Origin of the sequence: Bradyrhizobium sp. OAE829, assembly GCF_040546575.1 — a bacterium.
GTDB lineage: Bacteria > Pseudomonadota > Alphaproteobacteria > Rhizobiales > Xanthobacteraceae > Bradyrhizobium.
This window is the reverse complement of the sequence record NZ_JBEPOE010000001.1, coordinates 2,847,062-2,866,491: the sequence shown is the minus strand read 5'-3', so window position 1 is coordinate 2,866,491 and position 19,430 is coordinate 2,847,062. Positions and strand designations below refer to the sequence as shown.

Annotated in this window: 19 protein-coding genes; 11 read left to right on the top strand and 8 right to left on the bottom strand. The window is 63.6% G+C overall.

What is annotated here, in order from left to right; translation table 11 throughout:
• The first annotated feature begins 5 nt into the window (after positions 1-5).
• The gene (locus tag ABIE49_RS13935) at positions 6-1,562 is read left to right on the top strand and encodes a DUF1800 domain-containing protein (RefSeq protein WP_192737643.1); all 1,557 of its coding nucleotides are present in this window, start codon (positions 6-8) and stop codon (positions 1,560-1,562) included.
• 5 nt (positions 1,563-1,567) lie between these two features.
• A complete protein-coding gene (locus ABIE49_RS13930) occupies positions 1,568-2,812 on the top strand; it encodes a DUF1501 domain-containing protein (RefSeq protein WP_192737642.1) in 1,245 nt (414 codons plus the stop codon).
• A 187-nt stretch (positions 2,813-2,999) separates the two neighbouring features.
• Here ABIE49_RS13930 and ABIE49_RS13925 read toward each other — a convergent pair whose 3' ends face one another.
• From ABIE49_RS13925 to ABIE49_RS13915, 3 genes are all read right to left on the bottom strand, one after another.
• On the bottom strand, positions 3,000-3,941 hold the full coding sequence (locus tag ABIE49_RS13925) for an aldo/keto reductase (protein ID WP_192737641.1): 942 nt from the start codon (positions 3,939-3,941) through the stop codon (positions 3,000-3,002).
• A 287-nt stretch (positions 3,942-4,228) separates the two neighbouring features.
• Entirely contained in the window at positions 4,229-4,690 is a 462-nt protein-coding gene (locus ABIE49_RS13920) for a GNAT family N-acetyltransferase (protein ID WP_192737640.1), read from the bottom strand.
• 117 nt (positions 4,691-4,807) lie between these two features.
• Positions 4,808-5,623 (bottom strand): PAS-domain containing protein, encoded by an 816-nt coding sequence (locus ABIE49_RS13915; RefSeq protein WP_192737639.1) that lies wholly within the window; start codon positions 5,621-5,623, stop codon positions 4,808-4,810.
• A 244-nt stretch (positions 5,624-5,867) separates the two neighbouring features.
• Between ABIE49_RS13915 and ABIE49_RS13910 the strand changes: the two genes are divergently transcribed.
• Positions 5,868-6,218, top strand: a complete 351-nt coding sequence (locus ABIE49_RS13910) for a DMT family protein (protein WP_192737638.1) — start codon at positions 5,868-5,870, stop codon at positions 6,216-6,218.
• Positions 6,219-6,282: 64 nt separating this feature from the next.
• Here ABIE49_RS13910 and ABIE49_RS13905 read toward each other — a convergent pair whose 3' ends face one another.
• The 4 genes from ABIE49_RS13905 to ABIE49_RS13890 all read right to left on the bottom strand — a co-directional run bounded on the left by ABIE49_RS13905 (position 6,283) and on the right by ABIE49_RS13890 (position 9,102).
• On the bottom strand, positions 6,283-6,780 hold the full coding sequence (locus ABIE49_RS13905; protein WP_192737637.1) for a hypothetical protein: 498 nt from the start codon (positions 6,778-6,780) through the stop codon (positions 6,283-6,285).
• Positions 6,781-6,860: 80 nt separating this feature from the next.
• Positions 6,861-8,021 carry a PQQ-dependent sugar dehydrogenase gene (locus ABIE49_RS13900; protein ID WP_192737636.1) on the bottom strand — a complete coding sequence of 387 codons (1,161 nt, stop codon included), beginning with the start codon at positions 8,019-8,021 and terminating at the stop codon, positions 6,861-6,863.
• Between the two features lie 69 nt (positions 8,022-8,090).
• The gene (locus ABIE49_RS13895; protein WP_192737635.1) at positions 8,091-8,267 is read right to left on the bottom strand and encodes a hypothetical protein; all 177 of its coding nucleotides are present in this window, start codon (positions 8,265-8,267) and stop codon (positions 8,091-8,093) included.
• A gap of 181 nt (positions 8,268-8,448) precedes the next feature.
• Positions 8,449-9,102 (bottom strand): glutathione S-transferase family protein, encoded by a 654-nt coding sequence (locus ABIE49_RS13890; RefSeq protein WP_192737634.1) that lies wholly within the window; start codon positions 9,100-9,102, stop codon positions 8,449-8,451.
• A gap of 68 nt (positions 9,103-9,170) precedes the next feature.
• Here ABIE49_RS13890 and ABIE49_RS13885 point away from each other — a divergent pair, with 68 nt between their 5' ends.
• From ABIE49_RS13885 to ABIE49_RS13870, 4 genes are all read left to right on the top strand, one after another.
• Entirely contained in the window at positions 9,171-9,599 is a 429-nt protein-coding gene (locus ABIE49_RS13885) for a hypothetical protein (RefSeq protein WP_192737633.1), read from the top strand.
• 139 nt (positions 9,600-9,738) lie between these two features.
• Complete coding sequence (locus tag ABIE49_RS13880) at positions 9,739-10,941, top strand: pyridoxal phosphate-dependent aminotransferase (protein WP_192737632.1); 1,203 nt, start codon at positions 9,739-9,741, stop codon at positions 10,939-10,941.
• A gap of 236 nt (positions 10,942-11,177) precedes the next feature.
• On the top strand, positions 11,178-11,708 hold the full coding sequence (locus ABIE49_RS13875; protein WP_192737631.1) for a DUF992 domain-containing protein: 531 nt from the start codon (positions 11,178-11,180) through the stop codon (positions 11,706-11,708).
• Between the two features lie 210 nt (positions 11,709-11,918).
• Positions 11,919-12,401 (top strand): DUF992 domain-containing protein, encoded by a 483-nt coding sequence (locus tag ABIE49_RS13870; protein ID WP_192737630.1) that lies wholly within the window; start codon positions 11,919-11,921, stop codon positions 12,399-12,401.
• Positions 12,402-12,454: 53 nt separating this feature from the next.
• Here ABIE49_RS13870 and ABIE49_RS13865 read toward each other — a convergent pair whose 3' ends face one another.
• Complete coding sequence (locus ABIE49_RS13865; protein ID WP_192737629.1) at positions 12,455-14,062, bottom strand: outer membrane protein; 1,608 nt, start codon at positions 14,060-14,062, stop codon at positions 12,455-12,457.
• A 170-nt stretch (positions 14,063-14,232) separates the two neighbouring features.
• Here ABIE49_RS13865 and ABIE49_RS13860 point away from each other — a divergent pair, with 170 nt between their 5' ends.
• From ABIE49_RS13860 to ABIE49_RS13845, 4 genes are all read left to right on the top strand, one after another.
• On the top strand, positions 14,233-15,252 hold the full coding sequence (locus ABIE49_RS13860) for an AraC family transcriptional regulator (protein WP_192737628.1): 1,020 nt from the start codon (positions 14,233-14,235) through the stop codon (positions 15,250-15,252).
• Positions 15,253-15,537: 285 nt separating this feature from the next.
• Positions 15,538-17,601: an elongation factor G gene (locus tag ABIE49_RS13855; protein WP_192737627.1), complete on the top strand. Its 2,064-nt coding sequence runs from the start codon at positions 15,538-15,540 to the stop codon at positions 17,599-17,601.
• A 223-nt stretch (positions 17,602-17,824) separates the two neighbouring features.
• Entirely contained in the window at positions 17,825-18,667 is an 843-nt protein-coding gene (locus ABIE49_RS13850; RefSeq protein ID WP_192737626.1) for a shikimate dehydrogenase, read from the top strand.
• 122 nt (positions 18,668-18,789) lie between these two features.
• Positions 18,790-19,362 (top strand): hypothetical protein, encoded by a 573-nt coding sequence (locus ABIE49_RS13845; RefSeq protein ID WP_502915995.1) that lies wholly within the window; start codon positions 18,790-18,792, stop codon positions 19,360-19,362.
• The last annotated feature ends 68 nt before the right edge of the window (positions 19,363-19,430 follow it).

The following is a 19,430-nucleotide window of genomic DNA, read 5'->3' as shown; positions in this document are numbered from 1 at the left end:
ATCCGATGGCCCGCGATTCGCAAGCCGCATTGGTCGCGCTCAATCGCTTCGGATTCGGCGCGCGCGGCGGCGCATCCGGCGATTTCGTCAATGCGGCCTCCGATCCCAGAGGTTTCGTCAAGGCGGAAATGAGCCGGCCCAACGGCGTGCTGCTTGAAGTGCCCGGTTTGCAGTCAACCGCGGCGCTCGGCAAGGCGGTGTTCGACTATCAGTTCGAGATCCAGCAGGGCCGCGACGCGGCTGCCAAATCGGCGCCGTCGGCTGCGACCGAGGGACCGCAATCGCCTGTCGATGCGAAAGGGCAACGGCGAAATCTGTCGCTGAACAGCATCGCCATGGATATGGCGCCGAAGGAGTCGCCGGCAAAGCCGCAGGAAAGCGCCAATGCGTCTATGACGCCTCCCGAGACGATGCAGCCCGCCGCGCCAAAGCCGCCGCCACAACCGCTCAACATCATTCAGAAGACGTTCCGCGCCGAAGCGCTGGCGCGGCTGCAGCGGGCTATCATCGCCGATTGCGGGTTCACCGAGCGGCTTGTCGTGTTCTGGTCCAATCATTTCTGCATCTCCGCCAACAAGGGCGGGGTGGCGCGGATGTGGGCGGGCTCGTTCGAGCGCGAAGCGATCCGGCCCTTTGTGCTCGGGCGCTTCGGCGACATGCTGAAGGCGGTCGAGCAGCATCCGGCGATGCTGTTCTTTCTCGACAACCAGCAATCGCTGGGGCCGGATTCGCGCGCCGGAAAAAACCGCAACCGCGGCCTGAACGAAAATCTCGCGCGCGAAATCATGGAGCTGCATACGCTCGGCGTCGGCGGCGGCTATTCGCAGGACGACGTGACGTCGCTGGCGCGAATCATCACGGGGTGGACCTATGCCGGACGGCAGGGCCAGCTCGGCGCGCCCGGCACCTTCGTCTTCAACGCCAATGCGCACCAGCCGGGCGCGCAGCGCGTGATGGGCAAGAGCTACGAGTCCAATGGCGTGGCGCAGGGCGAGGCGGTGCTGGCGGATATCGCGCGGCATCCCTCGACCGCAAAGTTCATCGCCACCAAATTCGTCCGTCATTTCGTCGCCGATGATCCGCCGCCGACGCTGGTGGCGCGGCTGGCCGATGTATTCGGCAGGACCGACGGCGATCTCAAGGCGCTGGCGACGGCGCTGGTTGATTCCGACGAAGCCTGGAAGGCGCCGCTGACCAAAGTGCGCTCGCCGTATGAATTCCTGGTCGCGTCCGGCCGGTTGCTGGCGCAAATCCCCGGCGATCCCGGCCGCTATCTCAACGGCCTCAACGTGCTGGGTCAGCCATTATGGGCGCCCGCCGGCCCGAACGGTTTTCCCGACAGCAACGCAGCATGGGCGGCACCTGAAGGCATGAAGCTGCGGCTCGATATATCGGCGCAGATCGCCTCGCGCCTCGCCGACACCATCGATCCGCGCGACCTGCTTGAACTCGTCGCTGCGGACGCTGCGTCGATCGAAACAAGGCGCACGGTCGAGCGCGCGGAATCGCGGCAGCAGGCGCTGGCGTTATTGCTGATGTCGCCGGAATTCCAGAGGAGATGACGCCAATGGAAACGACACCAAGGGAGACGACAACGGATTGCTGCGAAAGCCCGACATCTCCTTCGCGCCGCGCGATGTTGCTCGGCGGCGCTTCCTTTGCGGCCTGGGCTTACTTGCCGAAATTCGCGCGTGCTGCCGATGGGCGAGATCCACGTCTGGTCGTCGTCATCCTGCGCGGCGCGCTGGACGGCCTTGCGACCGTCGCCCCGATCGGCGACCCCGATTATGCCGGCCTGCATGGCTCGATCGCGCTGACGTCGAGCGGACCCAACGCCGCGCTGATGCTGGATTCGTTCTTCGCGCTGCATCCGGCGATGCCTGAATTCGCGCGGATGTACCGCCAGAAGCAGGCCGCGGTGATCCACGCGGTCGCGACCTCCTATCGCGAGCGCTCGCATTTCGACGGGCAGGACGTGCTCGAAAGCGGCTTTGCCGGTCCGGGCCGGGTGCAATCCGGCTGGCTCAACCGTGCGCTGGAATCATTGCCGAAGGGCGAACGGGTGACGAGCGCGCTCGGCGTCGGCCCGACCACGCCGCTGGTGCTGCGTGGCGCGGCACCGACCGTCGGCTGGACGCCCGCGGCGTTGCCGCAGGCCGCCGAGGACACCGCAATGCGCCTGATCGAACTCTATCGCCACCGCGATCCGGCGCTGGCGGCGGCGCTGACGCAAGGGCTCGCGCTCGACAAGGCCGCGCAAGGCGACGACATGAAACCGAAGCCCGGCACCAATGGCGCAGGTGCGATGCGGCTGGTGGCGCGCGGCGCCGCCAAGCTGATGGCGGCCGATGACGGCCCGCGGATCGGCGCGCTCGCCTTCGACGGCTGGGATACCCACGCCAATGAAGGCGGGCCGGTCGGCCGTCTGGCGCAACTGCTGTCGGGCCTCGACGGCGCGCTCGCGGAATTCGAAAGCGGGCTGGCGCCACGCTGGCGCGACACGGTCGTGGTCGTCGTCACAGAATTTGGCCGCACCGCGCGCATCAACGGCACCGCCGGCACCGACCATGGCACCGGCACCGTGGCGCTGCTCGCCGGCGGCGCGGTGAAGGGCGGCCGGGTGATTGCGGATTGGCCCGGCCTGAAGGTAGCCAATCTCTATCAGGCCCGCGACCTCGCCCCGACCACAGACCTCCGCGCCGTCATGAAAGGCGTGCTGCAGGACCAGTTCGGCCTGACTGAGCGCGTGCTGGCGGAAGCCGTGTTTCCGGATAGCGCGTCAGTGAAGCCGATGAAGGGGCTGGTGGGGTAGGGCGGCCCCACTCACAGTGTCGTCCCGGCCTTGAGCATCTAGCACTCGTCGTCCCGGCCTTGAGCCGGGACCCATACGCCGCGGCCCATCGGTGAGATCGCCGGCGTTAGCGACCTTCTGCAACAATAACGGCCGCGGCGTATGGGTCCCGGCGTTCGCCGGGACGACACTGTTTATGTTGCCTCCACTACCCCTTCGTAATCGCATCGATCTCCGCGAGCTCCTGCGCGCTCAGCGCCCAGCTGATCGCTTTCACGTTCTGCTCGACCTGTTCGACGCGGGTGGCGCCGGCGATGACGCTGGAGACTTGCGGGTGCGAGGCGAGCCAGGAGAAGGCGAGTTCGAGCATGGTGTGGCCGCTCTTGTCGGCGAAGGCCTGCAGCTTTTCGACGATGTCTTCGTTGCGCGGCGTGACGTAACGCTCCTTGAGTGCAGGGGCTTTTGCAAAACGCGTGTCGTCGGGCGCCGCGGCGCCGCGCTTGTATTTGCCGGTGAGCAGGCCGCTTGCCAGCGGGAAGAACGGCAGCAGGCCGAGTTTGTATTCTTTCGCGGCGGGCAGCAGATCGTTTTCGATGCCGCGCACCACGAGGCTGTATTCGTCCTGGCAGGAGACGAAGCGGTTGACGTTCATCTGCCGCGCGACCAGTTCGGCTTCTGCAATGCGCCAGGCCGGAAAATTCGAATTGCCGATGTAGCGGACCTTGCCCTGGCGGACGAGATCGTCGAGCGCGCGCATGGTCTCCTCGATCGGCGTCAGGGGATCGTAATCGTGCTGCTGGTAGAGATCGATGTAGTCGGTCTTCAGCCGTGTCAGGCTGGCCTCGACCGCGGACATGATGTAGCGGCGCGAGGCACCCTGCTTGGTGCCGTCCGTGCTCATCGGCTTGGAATATTTGGTCGCCAGCACGATGTCCTTGCGGCGGTCGCCGAGCACGGTGCCGAGCACGGTCTCGGAGCCGCCCATCCCGGCATAGATGTCGGCGGTGTCGAACAGGGTGATGCCGAGGTCGATCGCCTTGTGGATCACCTTGCGCGAGGTTTCGAGGTCGGTGCGCTGGCCGAAATTGTTGCAGCCAAGGCCGACGGCGGAAACGCGCAGGCCGGAGCCGCCGAGATTGCGAATTTGCATGGGAGATCCTGTGGGGTGGGCGAGGGGGCCGCATAGTGGCCCGCGCACCCCTGAGCCCGCAAGATGCGGTCTGACCGCGCACGGCATGCCTGAGCAGCAGTTCCGGCGTAGCTCGGCGTAAAGGGTATGAAAGTGCTGCGAAAAAAGATGCGGCCCCGGTCAGACGCGGCGACTGACGGGGGCCGCTGGGGGCGCGTGATCTGAGACGGGGGGCCTGATCAAACGCAGGCGCAACCTAACCGGGCTTTGTTACGCCCCGGTGACATCTGGATTTATCCACAGGCCGCTCAGAACACCTTGCGATAGACGACAATCCCGGTCTTCTCCGCCACCTTGTCGTAAAGCTGCATCGCGGTGTGATTGGTGTTGTAGGTGAACCAGTACACGCGCGGCGATCCGGCGAGCCTGGCCTGTTCGTAGACGCCGTTGATCAGCGCGCGGCCGACACCTTTGCCGCGTGCGGCTTGGCTGGTGAACAGATCCTGCATGTAGAACGTCGGCTCGATCGCGGTGGTTGAGCGGTGAAGCAGAAAATGCGCCAGCCCGAGCAGTTCGCCGTCGCGTTCGGCGACCAAAGCGTGCACCGGCTCGTAGGCATCGAAGAAGCGCGCCCAGGTCATCGCGGTGATGGCGGGATCGAGCGCGGTCGGTCCCGTCCGCTCGTAGAACGCGTTGTAGCCGTCCCACAAAGGCAGCCAATTTGCGTAGTCCTGTCTTGTGACAAAACGAATCGTTACATCGTCGGGCATGATTGATTCCGTATTCGGGAAGGGAGCGGCGTCGTCGACGCGCGGGCTGATGGCGACAGCCTACAGGCGCCACCGCGACGGATCAATCGGGAGAGAGGCTTTGCCGCGTCGCTGCCGCTATTCGGCGGCGCGCAGGTGCCGCGCCAGGCTGCGTTCGCTGCCGCCGCGCAGCGAACGGTAGTAGTCGGCATTGCCGATGTCGTCGGTATGGCGGACGAGGTCGGTGACCGGCGTATAGCTCAGCATGCGCCCGCCATCGGGCAGCGCCGTGCAGGAAAAGCGCAGCACCTGCCCGTCAGCCATCTTGATGTTGATCGGCGTGGAATCGCCAGCCCGCATCATCTCGGTGCGCTGCGCGATGAAGAGGCTCAATTCGTCTTCCGGCAGCTCGTAGGCGCCGGTGTCGCGGCCGTGATACATCAGCGCGATGAACGGCGGCTTGGCGTCGGCCTGCTGGTCGGACAGCGAAAAATAATCGCGAAAGGCGCGGTTGATGAATTCGGCGCGGGTATCCGAATCGAGTAGCACGATGCCGATATCGACCTGGTCGAGCGCGGCCGACAGCCGCATCGCGGTGGCATGGTGCTTCTGCTCCCAGGCGAAGGCGTCGATCCATTTTTGCCGCAGCATCCCGGTGATCACAGCGGTTCCGACCGCGGTCGCCGCCAGCAGCAGCATGCGCATCAGGTCGGAGGCGTCATAGCCCGGCACGGCGCGATGGTTGAGGAAGAACAGCGCCGAGGACACCACGGCAATCGCGGCGCTGGTCAGGCCGGAGGCGAGCCCGCTGACTGAACTGGCCAATGCCACGATGCAGACGAAGAGCGGCGCGGGGTTCGGAACCGCAATGACATAGCGGTCGACAAGGAAGGCGGCGAGCGCCGTCGCTGTCGTCAGAGCCGGACCGGAGATGGCGCGCCAGTCGAACTGCATGCCGGTTCTCGCTGCCTCCCAAGGCGTTGATCGAGCGGCCGTTTGAGGCCGTTCCCGTTGCGTCGAGAATAAGGCACGCAGTGTGACGGATGTTTCGTTTTGTGGCGGGTTTTCTTTTTCTGTCATTAAGACGGGGTTGACTGCCTGCGCAAAGCTTTCGCGTTTTTAAGTTCAAATGCTATGCGAAACGGCTGGAACCGGGCTCCGCGCCCGCTCGTTAGCGCACGAAATTCATGAGGACATCATGCCGACCGTCTCCCCGCAGATCCTGCCGATATTGATGCTGTTCGCCTCCAACGTCTTCATGACCTTTGCCTGGTATGGCCATCTCAAGTTCAAGCAAAGCCCGCTGGTGCTGATCATTCTGGCGAGTTGGGGGATCGCGTTCTTCGAATACTGGCTGGCGGTGCCGGCCAACCGCTGGGGCAGCGCGGTCTATTCGGCGGCCCAGCTCAAGACCATGCAGGAAGTGATCACGCTGGTCGTGTTCGCGGCATTCTCGACGCTGTATCTGAAGGAGCCGCTGGCCTGGAATCACGCTTTGGGTTTTCTCCTGATTGCCGGCGGCGCGTTTTTGATTTTCCACAAGTGGTAGCAAAGCGTTTTCAAGCGAAGTGGGTACCGGTTCGCGTCAAGAAAACGCGTCAAAACAAAAAGTATCAAAGCCCGGTGATCGAGCGGTAATGATCGAGCAGACTCTTGCCGGAGTCATAGATGATGTTGGCGATGCGCCAATCGTCGTCCGGGCCGATGACGTGAACCAGGATCCGGTGCGGCTGGCCGCGATGCTCGATCTCGACGCGGATGGTGGCCGGCCCCATCTCGTCGCCGGAATGGTGCTCGACCTTGCCGACCTTGATCTCGGCGCCCGGCAGCACGCCCCAGCCGAAGAAGGCGTTGAGCAGCGGGCCGATCGTCTGGCTCTTCGGATATTGCCGCGGCGCCTGCATCAACCGGCGCATGCCGGGCGAGAACAGCGCGTGGAAGTCGTCGTTGCTGGGCGGGGTTTTGGCGGCGTGCAGGCGCGCCTGCTTGTAATAGGTGGTTTCGACGAATTCCCTGAGACTGAGGCCGCCGCATTCGGCGCGGCCGGGCCGCGTGGCGGCGAGCAGTGTCAGGGCTCCCGACAGAGCGAAAACAAACTGGCGCCGGTTCATGCGTTGCGTGTCCGAAAACTGTTGGACCTTGCCTTTGGTCGCAGCTTCCCGTTCACGCGTTCATCCGCGTTTTGGCGTCATCACTTTACGGAGGGCGACACCCGCAGGATGCGTCCGTTGGAGCTGTCGGTCAGCAGCCACAGGGCGCCGTCCGGGCCTTGCCTGACGTCGCGAATCCGCTCGTGCAGATTTTGCAGCAGGCGCTCTTCGCCCGCGACGCCGTTGCCGTTCAGCGACAGCCGCACCAGCATGCTGCCGGACAGCGCGCCGACGAAGAGGCTGCCGGACCATTTTGGAAACAGCTTGCCGGTATAGAACAGCATGCCGGATGGGGAGATCGACGGCACCCAGTATTTGACCGGCTGCTCCATGCCGTCTTTGGCGGTGCTTTCATGGATCTTGCCGCCGCTGTATTCGAGGCCGAAGCCGATCACCGGCCAGCCGTAATTCTTTGCCGTCTTGATGATGTTGAGCTCGTCGCCGCCGCGCGGGCCGTGCTCGACTTCCCAGACGTCGCCCGACGCCGGGTTGATCGCCAGGCCCTGTCCGTTGCGGTGGCCATAACTCCAGATTTCCGGCTTGGCGCCGGCGCGGCCGATGAACGGGTTGCCGGCGGCGGCCGATCCATCCGGTGCGATCCGGATCACCTTGCCGAGATGATTGCCGAGCTCCTGGGCCTGGTCGCGATGCGAACCATGATCACCCAGCGTCACGAACAAATTGCCGTCGTCGGCCTGCACGATGCGGCAGCCATAATGATTCCCTGATGACAGCGGCCCTTCCTGGCGGAAGATGATCTTGGTTTCGTCGAGGCGGCCGGCGGCGTCGTTGAGTTTGGCGCGCGCGATCGCGGTGCGACCGCCGCCGCCGGTCCGCTCCGCAAAGCAGAAATAGATCGTCTTGTTCTGCGCATAGGATTTGTCGATCGCGACGTCGAGCATTCCGCCCTGGCCGGACGCCCACACGTCGGGCACGCCCTTGAGCGCCGGCGACAGCTGTCCTTCCGCGGATACGATCCGGATTCGGCCTGGCCGTTCGGTCACCAGCATCCTGCCGTCGGGGAGGAACGCCAGCGACCACGGATTGACCAGACCCCTTGCAAAGGTGCGCACTTCGAGCGCGCCGGCGGCCGACGGAAACTCCGTCTCTTCGCCGCGGGTGCCGGTGGCGATCACCAAGGTCGCGGTCAGCAGGATCGCTGCCGTCAGCGCCACGGTCACAAGTCCGACAGGTGTCTTCATCTTCGTCCGCCCGCGATGCCAATCATCGTGCGTTGCGCTCGGAAAAGGTCCAATCAGGAAATGCCGGAGTCACGCCGGAATCGGCATGGCCATGGTCACCTTGATCGAGAGCACTGTCAGCGCAACGACGAGGCACAGCGACAGCGTACCGATCGCCAGAGAGGCGGCAATGGCGTTGGTCAGTCGGGCGGAAGCGACTGGCGCAGAGCGGCTTTCGAAGCCGGCCGTGCCGGGCGACCGTGTCATGGGTCTAATTCCTTCAAGACGCGGGCGAATCACCTGCGACATCGGGAAGTTCACAATTGTGGCCGGCAATATTGGGGCGCGAGAGTGCCAAAAATGGCGAAATCACGGCAAAGGTTAACGTTATTCCCGCTGTCCTTAACCTTCGGGCGCCTCTTCAAGCGAACGTGAATCGGACCGCGCCTCAGGCTCCGGCGGCGACGCTGGCGGGGTCCTCGACCTCGGCATCCGGCCGCCAGTCCATGGTCACGAAACCGGGGGTCTGTTCGACCCGCCGCAGCCAGGCGCGGATCGCGGGGAAGGTCGCGAGGTCAAAGTCGCAGCGGTCGGCGACATGGGTGTAGCCGTACAGCGCGATGTCGGCGACGGTGAGCTGGTCAGCGGCGAAATAGGCCCGGGTCTTGAGATGGTTTTCCATCACCTGAAGCGCGGCGTAGCCGCGCTCCATCCAGTCCTCCAATGCGTGGGTCTGCAGGTCGCGGCCGCCCTTGACCAGCGACAGCCAGAAATAGGCCGCGCCGAGATTGGGCTCCAGCGCGTGCTGTTCGAAGAACATCCACTGCAGCGCCTCGGCGCGCTCGACCCGCGATTCCGGCGCCAGCGAGGTGCCGCCGGCGACGTACCAGAGGATGGCGTTGGATTCGGCGAGGTAGCGTCCATCGGCGACTTCCAGCAGCGGCACCTGTCCGCTCGGGTTCATCGCCAGAAAATCCGGCGTCCGGCTTTCACCGCGCAGGATGTCGACTTCGATCGCGCAATACGGCGCTTTGAGCAGCGACAGCGCAAGGCGAACCTTGTAGCTGTTGCCGGAGCGCTGCATCGAATAGAGCTTGTACATCGTATGAATTTCAATCGATCAGTTGCACGTCTATCGCGCGCGGATCGCCGCAACGCGGATAAACAATGATGCCGTTAGGGTTGCGTCGCAAGACCCGCATTATGGAAAAAGTCGAAAACTCTACCGCACTGCACGCGCGCAGAACGCCATGCCTCGACGGAGCGATCACGTGGTCGGGATTTGTGATCGGAACGCTTCAAGCTTTCGCGACATTGTCGATGCGTGCAGGCGCGGAATTTGAAATCTCCGCGAGATGGATCGACGTCTATTCTGAATTGACCTCGGAGCAATCCATCGCGGCACCCGATCGCGCCAGAGGGCTATACCCCGGCGGCGTGCGGGCCGGGATGATCAGGCCGTCGCCCAATCGCCAAGACCGTCGCGGCCGTGCCGGTTTCCTTCGCGGGTTTCCTCCACCGGTTTCCTTGGCCAGATATGAGTCATTTCGGCGCAGAATTTTTCCAAATATTGCGCCGATCGCGCCTGCGACCGCGTAAAATTTGAGCCTTTCGGGCCAAGCTTCTTGCGATGCGGCGCTGAGCGCTTTAGGGTGCGCCGATCCCAACATTTGGAATCACGGATCATTCCCGAAACGGGCACACGTGTGCCCACACACGCCATTCCCAGGAGATGATGATGCCTTTTCTGTCCGCTGCGCTCGACCGTGTGAAGCCGTCCGCGACGATCGCGGTCACGGATAAAGCACGCGCGCTGAAAGCGGCCGGCCGCAACGTCATCGGCCTTGGCGCAGGCGAGCCCGATTTCGACACGCCCGCCAACATCAAGCTGGCGGCGATCCACGCCATCGAGGCCGGCAAGACCAAGTACACCGCGGTCGACGGCATTCCCGAGCTGAAGGAGGCGATCATCGCCAAGTTCCAGCGCGAGAACGGCCTGACCTACAAGCCGAACCAGATCATCATCGGTACCGGCGGCAAGCAGGTGCTCTACAACGCGCTGATGGCGACCATCAATCCGGGCGACGAGGTCATCATCCCGGCGCCCTATTGGGTCAGCTATCCGGAAATGGTGGCGCTGGCCGGCGGCGAGCCGGTGTCGGTGGTGTGCCCGGCGGAGCAGGGCTTCAAGCTGCAGCCCGACGCGCTGGAAAAGGCGATCACGCCGAAGACCAAGTGGATCATTCTCTGCTCGCCGTCGAACCCGACCGGCGCTGCCTACTCGCGCAGCGAGCTGAAGGCGATCACCGACGTGCTGGTGAAGCACCCCAATATCTGGGTGATGACCGACGACATGTACGAGCACCTGGTCTATGACGACTTCGAGTTCACGACGCCGGCGCAGATCGAGCCGAAACTGTACGACCGCACGCTGACGGTGAACGGCGTGTCGAAGGCCTATTGCATGACCGGCTGGCGCATCGGCTATGCCGGCGGCCCGGCCGAACTGATCAAGGCGATGGCGACGATCCAGTCGCAGTCGACCTCGAACCCGTCATCGATCTCGCAGTGGGCGTCGGTCGAGGCGCTCAACGGTCCGCAGGACTTCATCCCCGCGAACAACAAGGTGTTCAAGGAACGCCGTGACCTCGCGGTGTCGATGCTGAACCAGGCCAAGGGCATCGAATGCCCGCGGCCTGAGGGCGCGTTCTACGTCTATCCGTCCTGCGCCGGAACCATCGGCAAGACCTCGCCGTCCGGCAAGGTGATCGCGAATGACGAGGACTTCGTCACTGAGCTGCTGGAGACTGAAGGCGTTGCCGTGGTGCAGGGTTCCGCGTTCGGGCTTGGCCCGGCGTTCCGGATCTCCTACGCCACCAAGACTTCCGATCTCGAAGACGCTTGCAAACGCATCCAGCGCTTTTGCGGCAATCTGAGATAACGCGTTTTGAAGCGAAGCCTGTTCCGCAGATGATGCGGGACAGGTTTCGGTTTGTTTCCAATAATTTCTGTAAAGAAAGCGCGCAAAGGAAACGCGTCAGAATAAAGGCGTGTCAAATCACATCACGCGTAGACCTCATGATGTTTTGAAGTCTTCTTTTTGCAAAGCGCCATGTTTTGGACACGGCGCTTCCTTCCTGTCCCCCGCACATTCAGTTCATCAAGCGGGGACGACACATGCTTTTCGGAAAACGTTTTACGACCTTCGGCATCGCGATCGCGGCGCTCGTTGCGCCGATCGCGAGCGCGGATGCTGCACCGCCGGTTCGCGCCGGCGTCCTGCAATGCCAGGGCGGCCAGAATGTCGGCTATGTCGTCGGCTCCGTGACCAGCCTCGAATGCGTGTTCAAGAGCGAAGGCCGCCGGCCGGAGCCTTACATTGCCACCGTGCGTCGCTACGGCCTCGATCTCGGCATCACCGCGCAGACGCAATTGGCCTGGGCGGTGAACGCGCCGAACAGCCGCGTCAGCCGTGGCGATCTCGCCGGTAGCTACGGCGGCGTCGGCGCCAACGCGTCGGTCGGTATCGGCGGTGGTGGCAACTTCCTCGTCGGCGGTCCGGCCAATTCCTACGCGCTGCAGCCGCTCAGCGTGCAGGGCCAGACCGGGCTGAACGTCGCCGCCGGGATTGCCGACATCCAGCTGGAGCCGTTCCGCGGCTATGGCCCTCCGCGCCGTCACCACCGCCGGCATCATCGCCGCGGTTGAAGATAGTTTTGATGAAAAGGCCCGCGGAAGCGGGCCTTTTTTTGTTGGCAACATCTGCCGTCATTCCGGGTTCGATGCTGCGCATCGCCCCGGAATGACGAGCTAAAGCCCAAATCTGGAACCGCCGCGACTGTTGTGCCATAGAGAGGCGCGCACTTTTTTCGTGCACCTTCTCTGCTCGCATCACATCGTTTCAGCCGGAGATTCTTCATGCATCGCTCGCTTCTCCTTGCCGCTGCCGCCATCGCCGTGTGGGCCACCTCGATTCCCGGCGCCAATGCGCAGCAGGTGGCGCGGGTGCAGGTCGGCATTCTCGAATGCCGCGGCGGCGCCAGCATTGGCTTCATCGTCGGTTCCGTCACCAATCTTGGTTGCGTGCTGCGCGCCGACGGCATGCCGGAAGACCGTTACGTCGCCACCATCCGTAAAGTGGGTCTCGATCTCGGCATTACCCAGGAATCCGCGCTGGCATGGGGCGTGTTTGCGCCGTCGGTGCAGCTCGGGCCGGGCGGCCTCTCCGGCAATTATGTCGGCGCGCAGGGCAGTGCCACGCTCGGCGTCGGCGTCGGCGGAAACGTGCTGGTCGGCGGTTCGGCAAACTCGATCGCGCTGCAGCCGCTCAGCCTGCAGGGCCAGGTCGGCGTCAGCATCGCTGCCGGATTGGAAAGCCTGGAACTTCGGCCGGGACGATGATTCAGTCAACCGACTTAGAAAGGGCCCGCGTGATGCGGGCACTTTTTCTTCAGTCAGTATTTGGCGACGACGCCGTAATTGCCGAGCCTGTAATTGACGCCGAGCTTGACGGCATGAATATCCAGGTTCGTTTCGACGGGGATCCCGACGGAATTTGACAGGGTGCTCGTGTTGCTGATCGTCGTGGTGTTGTCAAACCTCATGAAATTGTACTCCGCTTTCCACGACCAGTTGCCGAGGAAGGCGTTCTCGATGCCGGCCCCCACGGTCCAGCCGACTCGCGTCGCATGAGCGTCGTTACGTATGCTGCGCAACGGAGCTGTCAGCGCGTAGGTCTCGTGCATTACGGCGGCGCCGCCCTTGCCATAAGCCAGCCAGCGGTCCCAGGCGTAGCCCACGCGCCCCGCGAGAGTGGCGGTCCAGTCAACCTCAGTCTTGTAAATGAAGGGGCCGGACCCGCCTGCATCGACAACGGAGTTTGCACCAAGGCTCGCGGCTGAAAGATCCGCCTCCAGCCCGACCACCCAATTACTCGCCTGCCGATTGAAGCCGATTTGCCCGCCACCCACGAAGCCGGTCGGATTTTGCGTGAACGGCGGCGTGACCACGTTCCCGGCGACTGCAAAATATGTGGCACGGAAATCCCGCCCAGCGGCTGCCCAGCCGGCGTGTCCGCCGATGTACAACCCGGTCCAGTCATACGCGCTCGCGATCGGAGCTTTGTAAGCCAGCGATGGCCGAACACCTGCAGCGAGAACGGGGCCGCCGAACCTGTAGTTTATGCCAGCCTTGACGAGGTGAAGGTTTACATCGGTATGGGACGTGACCCCCGTATTTGTTGATACGGAGAGGGTGTTGGTGATGCTGTCGTTGCCGTCAAACCGCATGTAGCTGTATTCGGCTTTCCATGACCAATTATCCAGAAAGGCATTTTCGATACCCACGCCGACCGTCCATCCGAGCCGGGCGACCTTGGCGTTGAGGTATGGCGAATCCGGTGTGATCAGGCCGGGCGCCCTCAGGGCATAGGTCTCGTGCATCACCGCGGCGCCACCCTTGCCGTAAAGCATCCAGCGGTCCCACGCGTAACCGAGGCGCCCGGTCACGCTCGCGGTCCAATCGATGTTCACATCAAAGGCCTGGGTAATCAGCGGAAGTGTGGGAACGGCAACGGTGGTCGAACTGCGAAGCGTGGTGCCGGTAAGCTCTGCTTCAAGGCCCCAGACCCAATCCCCAGTCTGGCGGTTGAAGCCGATTTGGCCGCCACCGGCAAAGCCGTTTGGATGCTGCGAAAAGCCGGGATTGACAACCAATGTGACGACCCCGTTGCCGACAAAGGTTCGTTCGAACGAGCGGTCGGCGCCGGCCCAACCTGCGTGGGCACCGATGTACAGGCCGGTCCAGTCATAAATAGTGGCGATCGGCATCGCCTTATAGGCCGGACGCGGTCCGAGATCGGCCGCGAATGCAGCAGAGAGACTGCCCAATGAGATGGCAGCGGCTGCGAACGTCGTCCGCGATAGATGATGCATGATGTTGCCCTGAACAATTCTGCTGATGAGTCCTGGTCCTGAATCGTCAGGTCCGAATTCGCGAAGTCCTGTTTCATTCTTACCAAGGCCCCAATAATCGCTTTGTCCTGGCTGGCCCTCGATTTGCACCGTGTGGCATCGCCTCCTGATTGCCGGCGAGCGTTGCAATCGCGCCACGGGTTGCGAAACTGGCTGGTACAATTGGTTTAACTGGCACTGTCTGGATCGTCCCGATGCAGCTATTTTATCTTGATCGGGATTAGCTCGAAGCGAAGCGAATTTTCAGGGCATCGCAGGCGATGGACGTTGATGAGTTCGGCGGAAAAGCCGTTGGCGGCAGGATCCAGAAAGTTGTTTTTGCGTCAGAGCAACTTCCGTCCCATCTGAACGGTCAGGAAAAATTCTCGCATTGGCAGGATCAGTGGAATGCGGTTTATGGTTCAGTCGATCATCAGCGCGCGGATGACCGCCCGTTCACGGTGAACTTTGAATTCGTGCCGATCGGCGCGGCTGGTATCGGTCAGCTCGACGGCAGCATCGATCGGATAGAGCGCAGCCAGCGCGACGTCGCTTCCGATGGTGCGGACAATTTTTGCGTCGCGCTTCATAGCGGTCGCTCCGATATAATCAGCATCCAGAACGGGCAGGAGGCGACGATCAGCCGCGACACCGCGGTGCTTCTGACTGCCGAACCCGGCGAGGTGCTCAGAGGTCCGGAAAATGGCTGGTATGCGATCAATATTTCGCGCGCCCGGCTTCTTGCATTGGTCCCAAACGCTGACGACCTCATAGGCAAGCCGCTCGATGCGTCCTCACCGGCGTTGCGTCATCTCGGCCGGTACGTCGAGTTTCTCATGGGCCTGAAGCAGGATGGCGATCCGGCGCTCGACCGGCACATCGAGACCATGCTTGTCGATCTCGTCGCACTTGCGCTCGGCGCGCGCGGCGATCCGCCGGAGATTGCGGTGAGCCGCGGCGTGCGCGCAGCACGATTGCACGACGTTCTTGCGGCCATCAAATCGGGCTTTCACGATCCGGAATTCTCGTCGCAGAGCGTTGCGCAGCGTTTGGGCCTGTCGCGTCGCTACGTGAACGATCTGCTGGCCGAAAGCGGATCTGGTTTCGCCGAGCGCGTGCTTGAGATGCGGCTGCATGAGGCGAGGGTGATGCTGCTGGATGCAGCCCACGATCGATTGAAGGTGAGCGAAATCGCATGGACCTGCGGGTTCAACGAGGTCCCTTACTTCAATCGCCGCTTTCGCCGCCGTTTCGGCATGACGCCGACCGAACTGCGCGAAGCGTCGCGCCGAACGAAATAGGGTGACGAGCCGACCGTTCCGCGAATTTCAATCGCGCGCTGTCGTTGAGCTTACGCGACCCAAGCCTGCACAGCATCGTTGGGCTGGAAAGCCTGGAACCTAGGCCGGAGCGTCAACTTTTCTCCCTCGGCCGCCGCCGCGGGAGGCGGGTGAGCCGGCCGCCCCCCCCCGCGCCGGTCACGATGCAGCGCAGCAACTTTTTCTGACTTGCCAAATCGTCGCGGCGGGCGGAGCATCTGACCCGCCGACCCAATCATGGGCCGAGCTCCAAACAAGGAGGCGGCAATGGGACAAGACGTCAGAAGTCCCCCAGGTACTAAAGAATCGGGTCCACGGTGCATTGCGCTGGTGGGCCCTTTCCAGAGCGGTAAAACTACACTTCTTGAAGCCATATTGGCGCGCACAGGCGCCATCCACCGCGCCGGCAGCGTCGATGCCGGAACTTCGGTCGGCGATTCCAGCCCCGAGGCGCGGCACCACAAGATGGGCGTGGCCTTAAGCGCGGCCACCACGACCTTCATGGGCGACAGCTATACCTTTATCGATTGTCCCGGCTCGATCGAGTTCGCGCAGGACATGCGCGCCGCGCTGCCGGCGGTCGATGCCGCGATCGTGGTCTGCGAAGCCGATGAAAAGAAGCTGCCGCAGCTGCAGATCATCCTGCGCGAGCTGGAGGAATTGGGCATTCCGCGCTTTTTGTTTCTGAACAAGATCGACAAGGCCAACAAGCGGATCCGCGAAACGCTGGCGACACTGCAGCCGGCCTCGCGCGTGCCCTTGGTCTTGCGCCAGATTCCGATCTGGAACGGGGAATTGATCGAAGGATTTGTCGATCTCGCGCTGGAGCGCGCCTTTGTCTATCGCGAACACAAGCCCTCGGAAGTGATCGCGCTGGACGGCGGCAATCTCGACCGCGAGAAGGAAGCGCGCTTCTCGATGCTGGAAAAGCTCGCCGATCACGACGACGTGCTGATGGAGCAGCTCCTGGAAGACATCCAGCCGCCGCGCGACGCCGTGTTCGACGATCTTGCGCGCGAATTGCGCGAAGGCCTGATCTGCCCGGTGTTGCTGGGTGCCGCGACACGCGAAAACGGCGTGCTGCGGCTGATGAAGGCGTTGCGGCATGAAGCGCCCGGCGTGGCCGAGACCGCCAAGCGCCTCAGCGCCTCTTCAGGCAAGGATGCGCTGGGCTATGTGTTCAAGACCGTGCATCAGCCGCACGGCGGCAAGCTGTCGCTGGTGCGGCTGCTCGCCGGGCACCTCGATGACGGTGCGACGCTGCAATCCTCGTCCGGCGAAGCGGGCAGGGTCTCCGGCATCCTCGCGGTCAGTGGCGGGCACGACAGCAAGCGGGCGGCGGCGGAAGCCGGCGAAACCGTGGCCCTCGGCAAGCTCGACGCCATCAAGACCGGCGACACGCTCTCGAGCGGCAAGACCGCGCCGACCTCGCTCGCGCGGGTCGAGCCGACGCCGCCGGTGCTGGCGATGTCGCTGGCCGCGAACGATCGCAAGGACGACGTCAAGCTCGGCCAGGCGCTGCTGCGGCTGAACGAGGAGGACCCGTCGCTGACGATGATCCACAACACGCAGACCCACGACATCGTGCTGTGGGGGCAGGGCGAGATGCATCTGCGCGTCGCGCTCGAGCGGCTCAAGGATCGCTTCGGCGTCAACGTCAAATCGCAGGCGCCGGCGATTGGCTATCAGGAGACGATCCGCAAATCGATCACGCAACGCGGGCGCCACAAGAAGCAGTCCGGCGGCCACGGCCAGTTCGGCGACGTGGTGCTGGAAATCAAGCCGATGCCGCGCGGCTCGGGTTTCGAATTCCACGAAAAGGTCGTCGGCGGTGCGGTGCCGCGCAACTATATCGGCGCGGTGGAAGAGGGCGTGGTCGACAGCCTCGCGCGCGGGCCGCTCGGCTTTCCCGTGATCGATCTCCACGTCACCCTGACCGACGGCTCCTATCACAGCGTCGATTCCTCCGATCTTGCCTTCCGCACCGCGGCGCGGCTCGGCATGAGCGAGGCGCTGCCGCAGTGCCAGCCGGTGCTGCTGGAGCCGATCCACATGGTGGAGATCGTCTGCCCGACGGAGGCGACGGCAAAAATCAACGCCATCCTGTCGGCGCGGCGCGGCCAGATCCTCGGCTTCGACACCCGCGAGGGTTGGGCCGGCTGGGATTGCGTCCGTGCCACCATGCCGGAGGCCGAGATCGGCGACCTGATCGTGGAATTGCGCTCGGCCACCGCCGGCGCCGGCGGCTTCACCCGGCAGTTCGACCGCATGGCCGAAGTGACCGGCCGCGCTGCCGACCAGATCATCGCCGCGAACCGGGTCGCGGCGTGATGGTTTGACGCTGGTCTTTTTCGTCATGGCCGGGCAGAGCCGTCTGAAGGACGGCGTAGCTTCCGCTCGCCTATGCCCGGCCATCCACGTATTTCTTGGTTAGGTGAAGACGTGGATGCCCGGCACAAGGCCGGGCATGACGAGTTTGGCTACAAGCAACAGCTCCATACTGCCACCCCACCCCAGCATTGACACCGCCGCCGCCATGGCCGAATTGACTGCCATGACCCGAGCAACCAGACCCCCCGCCGCGTGCCTGATCGGATGGCCGGCCGCGCATTCGCGCTCGCCGCTGATCCATCATTACTGGCTGCGCACGCTGGGGATCGAGGGCGGCTACGTCATCGAAGCGGTGCCGCCCGACGAGTTTCAGGACTTTGTGTTTCGGCTTTCGCTGCGCGGCTTTGTCGGCGCCAACGTCACCATTCCGCACAAGGAGCGCGCGCTGGCGCTGTCGAAGCCGGACGACCGCGCCCGCGCGGTCGGCGCCGCCAACACCTTGTGGTTCGAGAACGGCGAGCTGTGTTCGACCAACACCGACGTCGAGGGTTTTATCAATAATCTCGACGCCTGCGCGCCCGGATGGGAGCGGGCCGAGGATGCGCTGGTGCTGGGCGCCGGTGGTGCGTCGCGCGCGGTGCTGTTCGGGCTGATCGAACACGGCATCAAGCGCGTGCATCTGGCCAACCGGACCGGGGAACGCGCGCAGGCGCTGGCGGATCAATTCGGCGCGCGCGTATTGCCGGTGGCGTGGGATGCATTGAGCGAATTGCTGCCGCGCGCGGGACTGCTGGTGAACACGACCTCGCTCGGCATGCACGGCCAGCCGGCGCTGGAACTCGATGTCGGCCGGTTGCCGCAGGGCGCCGTCGTCAGCGATCTGGTTTACGTGCCGCTGGATACGCCATTGCTTGTCGCTGCGCGCCAGCGCGGGCTGCAGACCGCCGACGGGCTCGGGATGCTGCTGCACCAGGCGGTGCGCGGCTTCGAATTGTGGTTCGGAAAGCGTCCCGAGGTGACATCAGAACTTCGTGCGATCGTCGAGGCCGATCTCAACAAAGTTTGAGCGGGAATATCGTTGCGGGAATTGGGGTCAATGGCTACGTGGTGGCCTACCGGAGATCTCTCATGCGCAACAATCTGTCCAAGCATCGTTCTACACTCATTCGTCCGCTGCTCGCCGTCGCGATGGTGGCCGCGTCCACCATCTACGCCATCGCCCAGCAGCCGCCGACGCGGGTTCGCGGCACCATCGAGGGCGTCGCGGGCGACGTGCTTGCGGTCAAGTCGCGCGGCGGTGAAGACGTCAAACTGCACATGACCGGCGATATCAGGGTGGTCGGGGTTACCAAAATCTCGCTGTCCGACGTCAAGGTCGGTTCGTTCATCGGCGCCACCACGGTGCCGGGACCGGACGGCAGCCAGAACGCGGTCGAGGTGCATGTGTTTCCCGAGGCGATGCGCGGCACCGGCGAGGGCTCGCGGCCGTATGATCTGCGCCCCAACAGCACCATGACCAATGCGACGGTGGATCAGTCGGTAGCCGGCAATGACGGTCACACGCTGTTGATCAAATATAGGGGTGGCGAGAAGAAGGTTCTGGTCTCACAGGAGACGCCGGTCGTGACCTTTGTTCCCGCCGACAAATCCGATCTCAAGCCTGGTGCCAAGGTGATCGCGGCCATCAAGCAGCTGCCGGATGGCTCGTTCGAAACCAACCGCGTCAGCGTCGGCCGCGACGGGCTGACCCCGCCGATGTGACGCGCAGCGTCATTCCGGGATGGTCCGAAGGACCAGACCCGGAATTTCGAGATTCCGGGTTCGCGCTT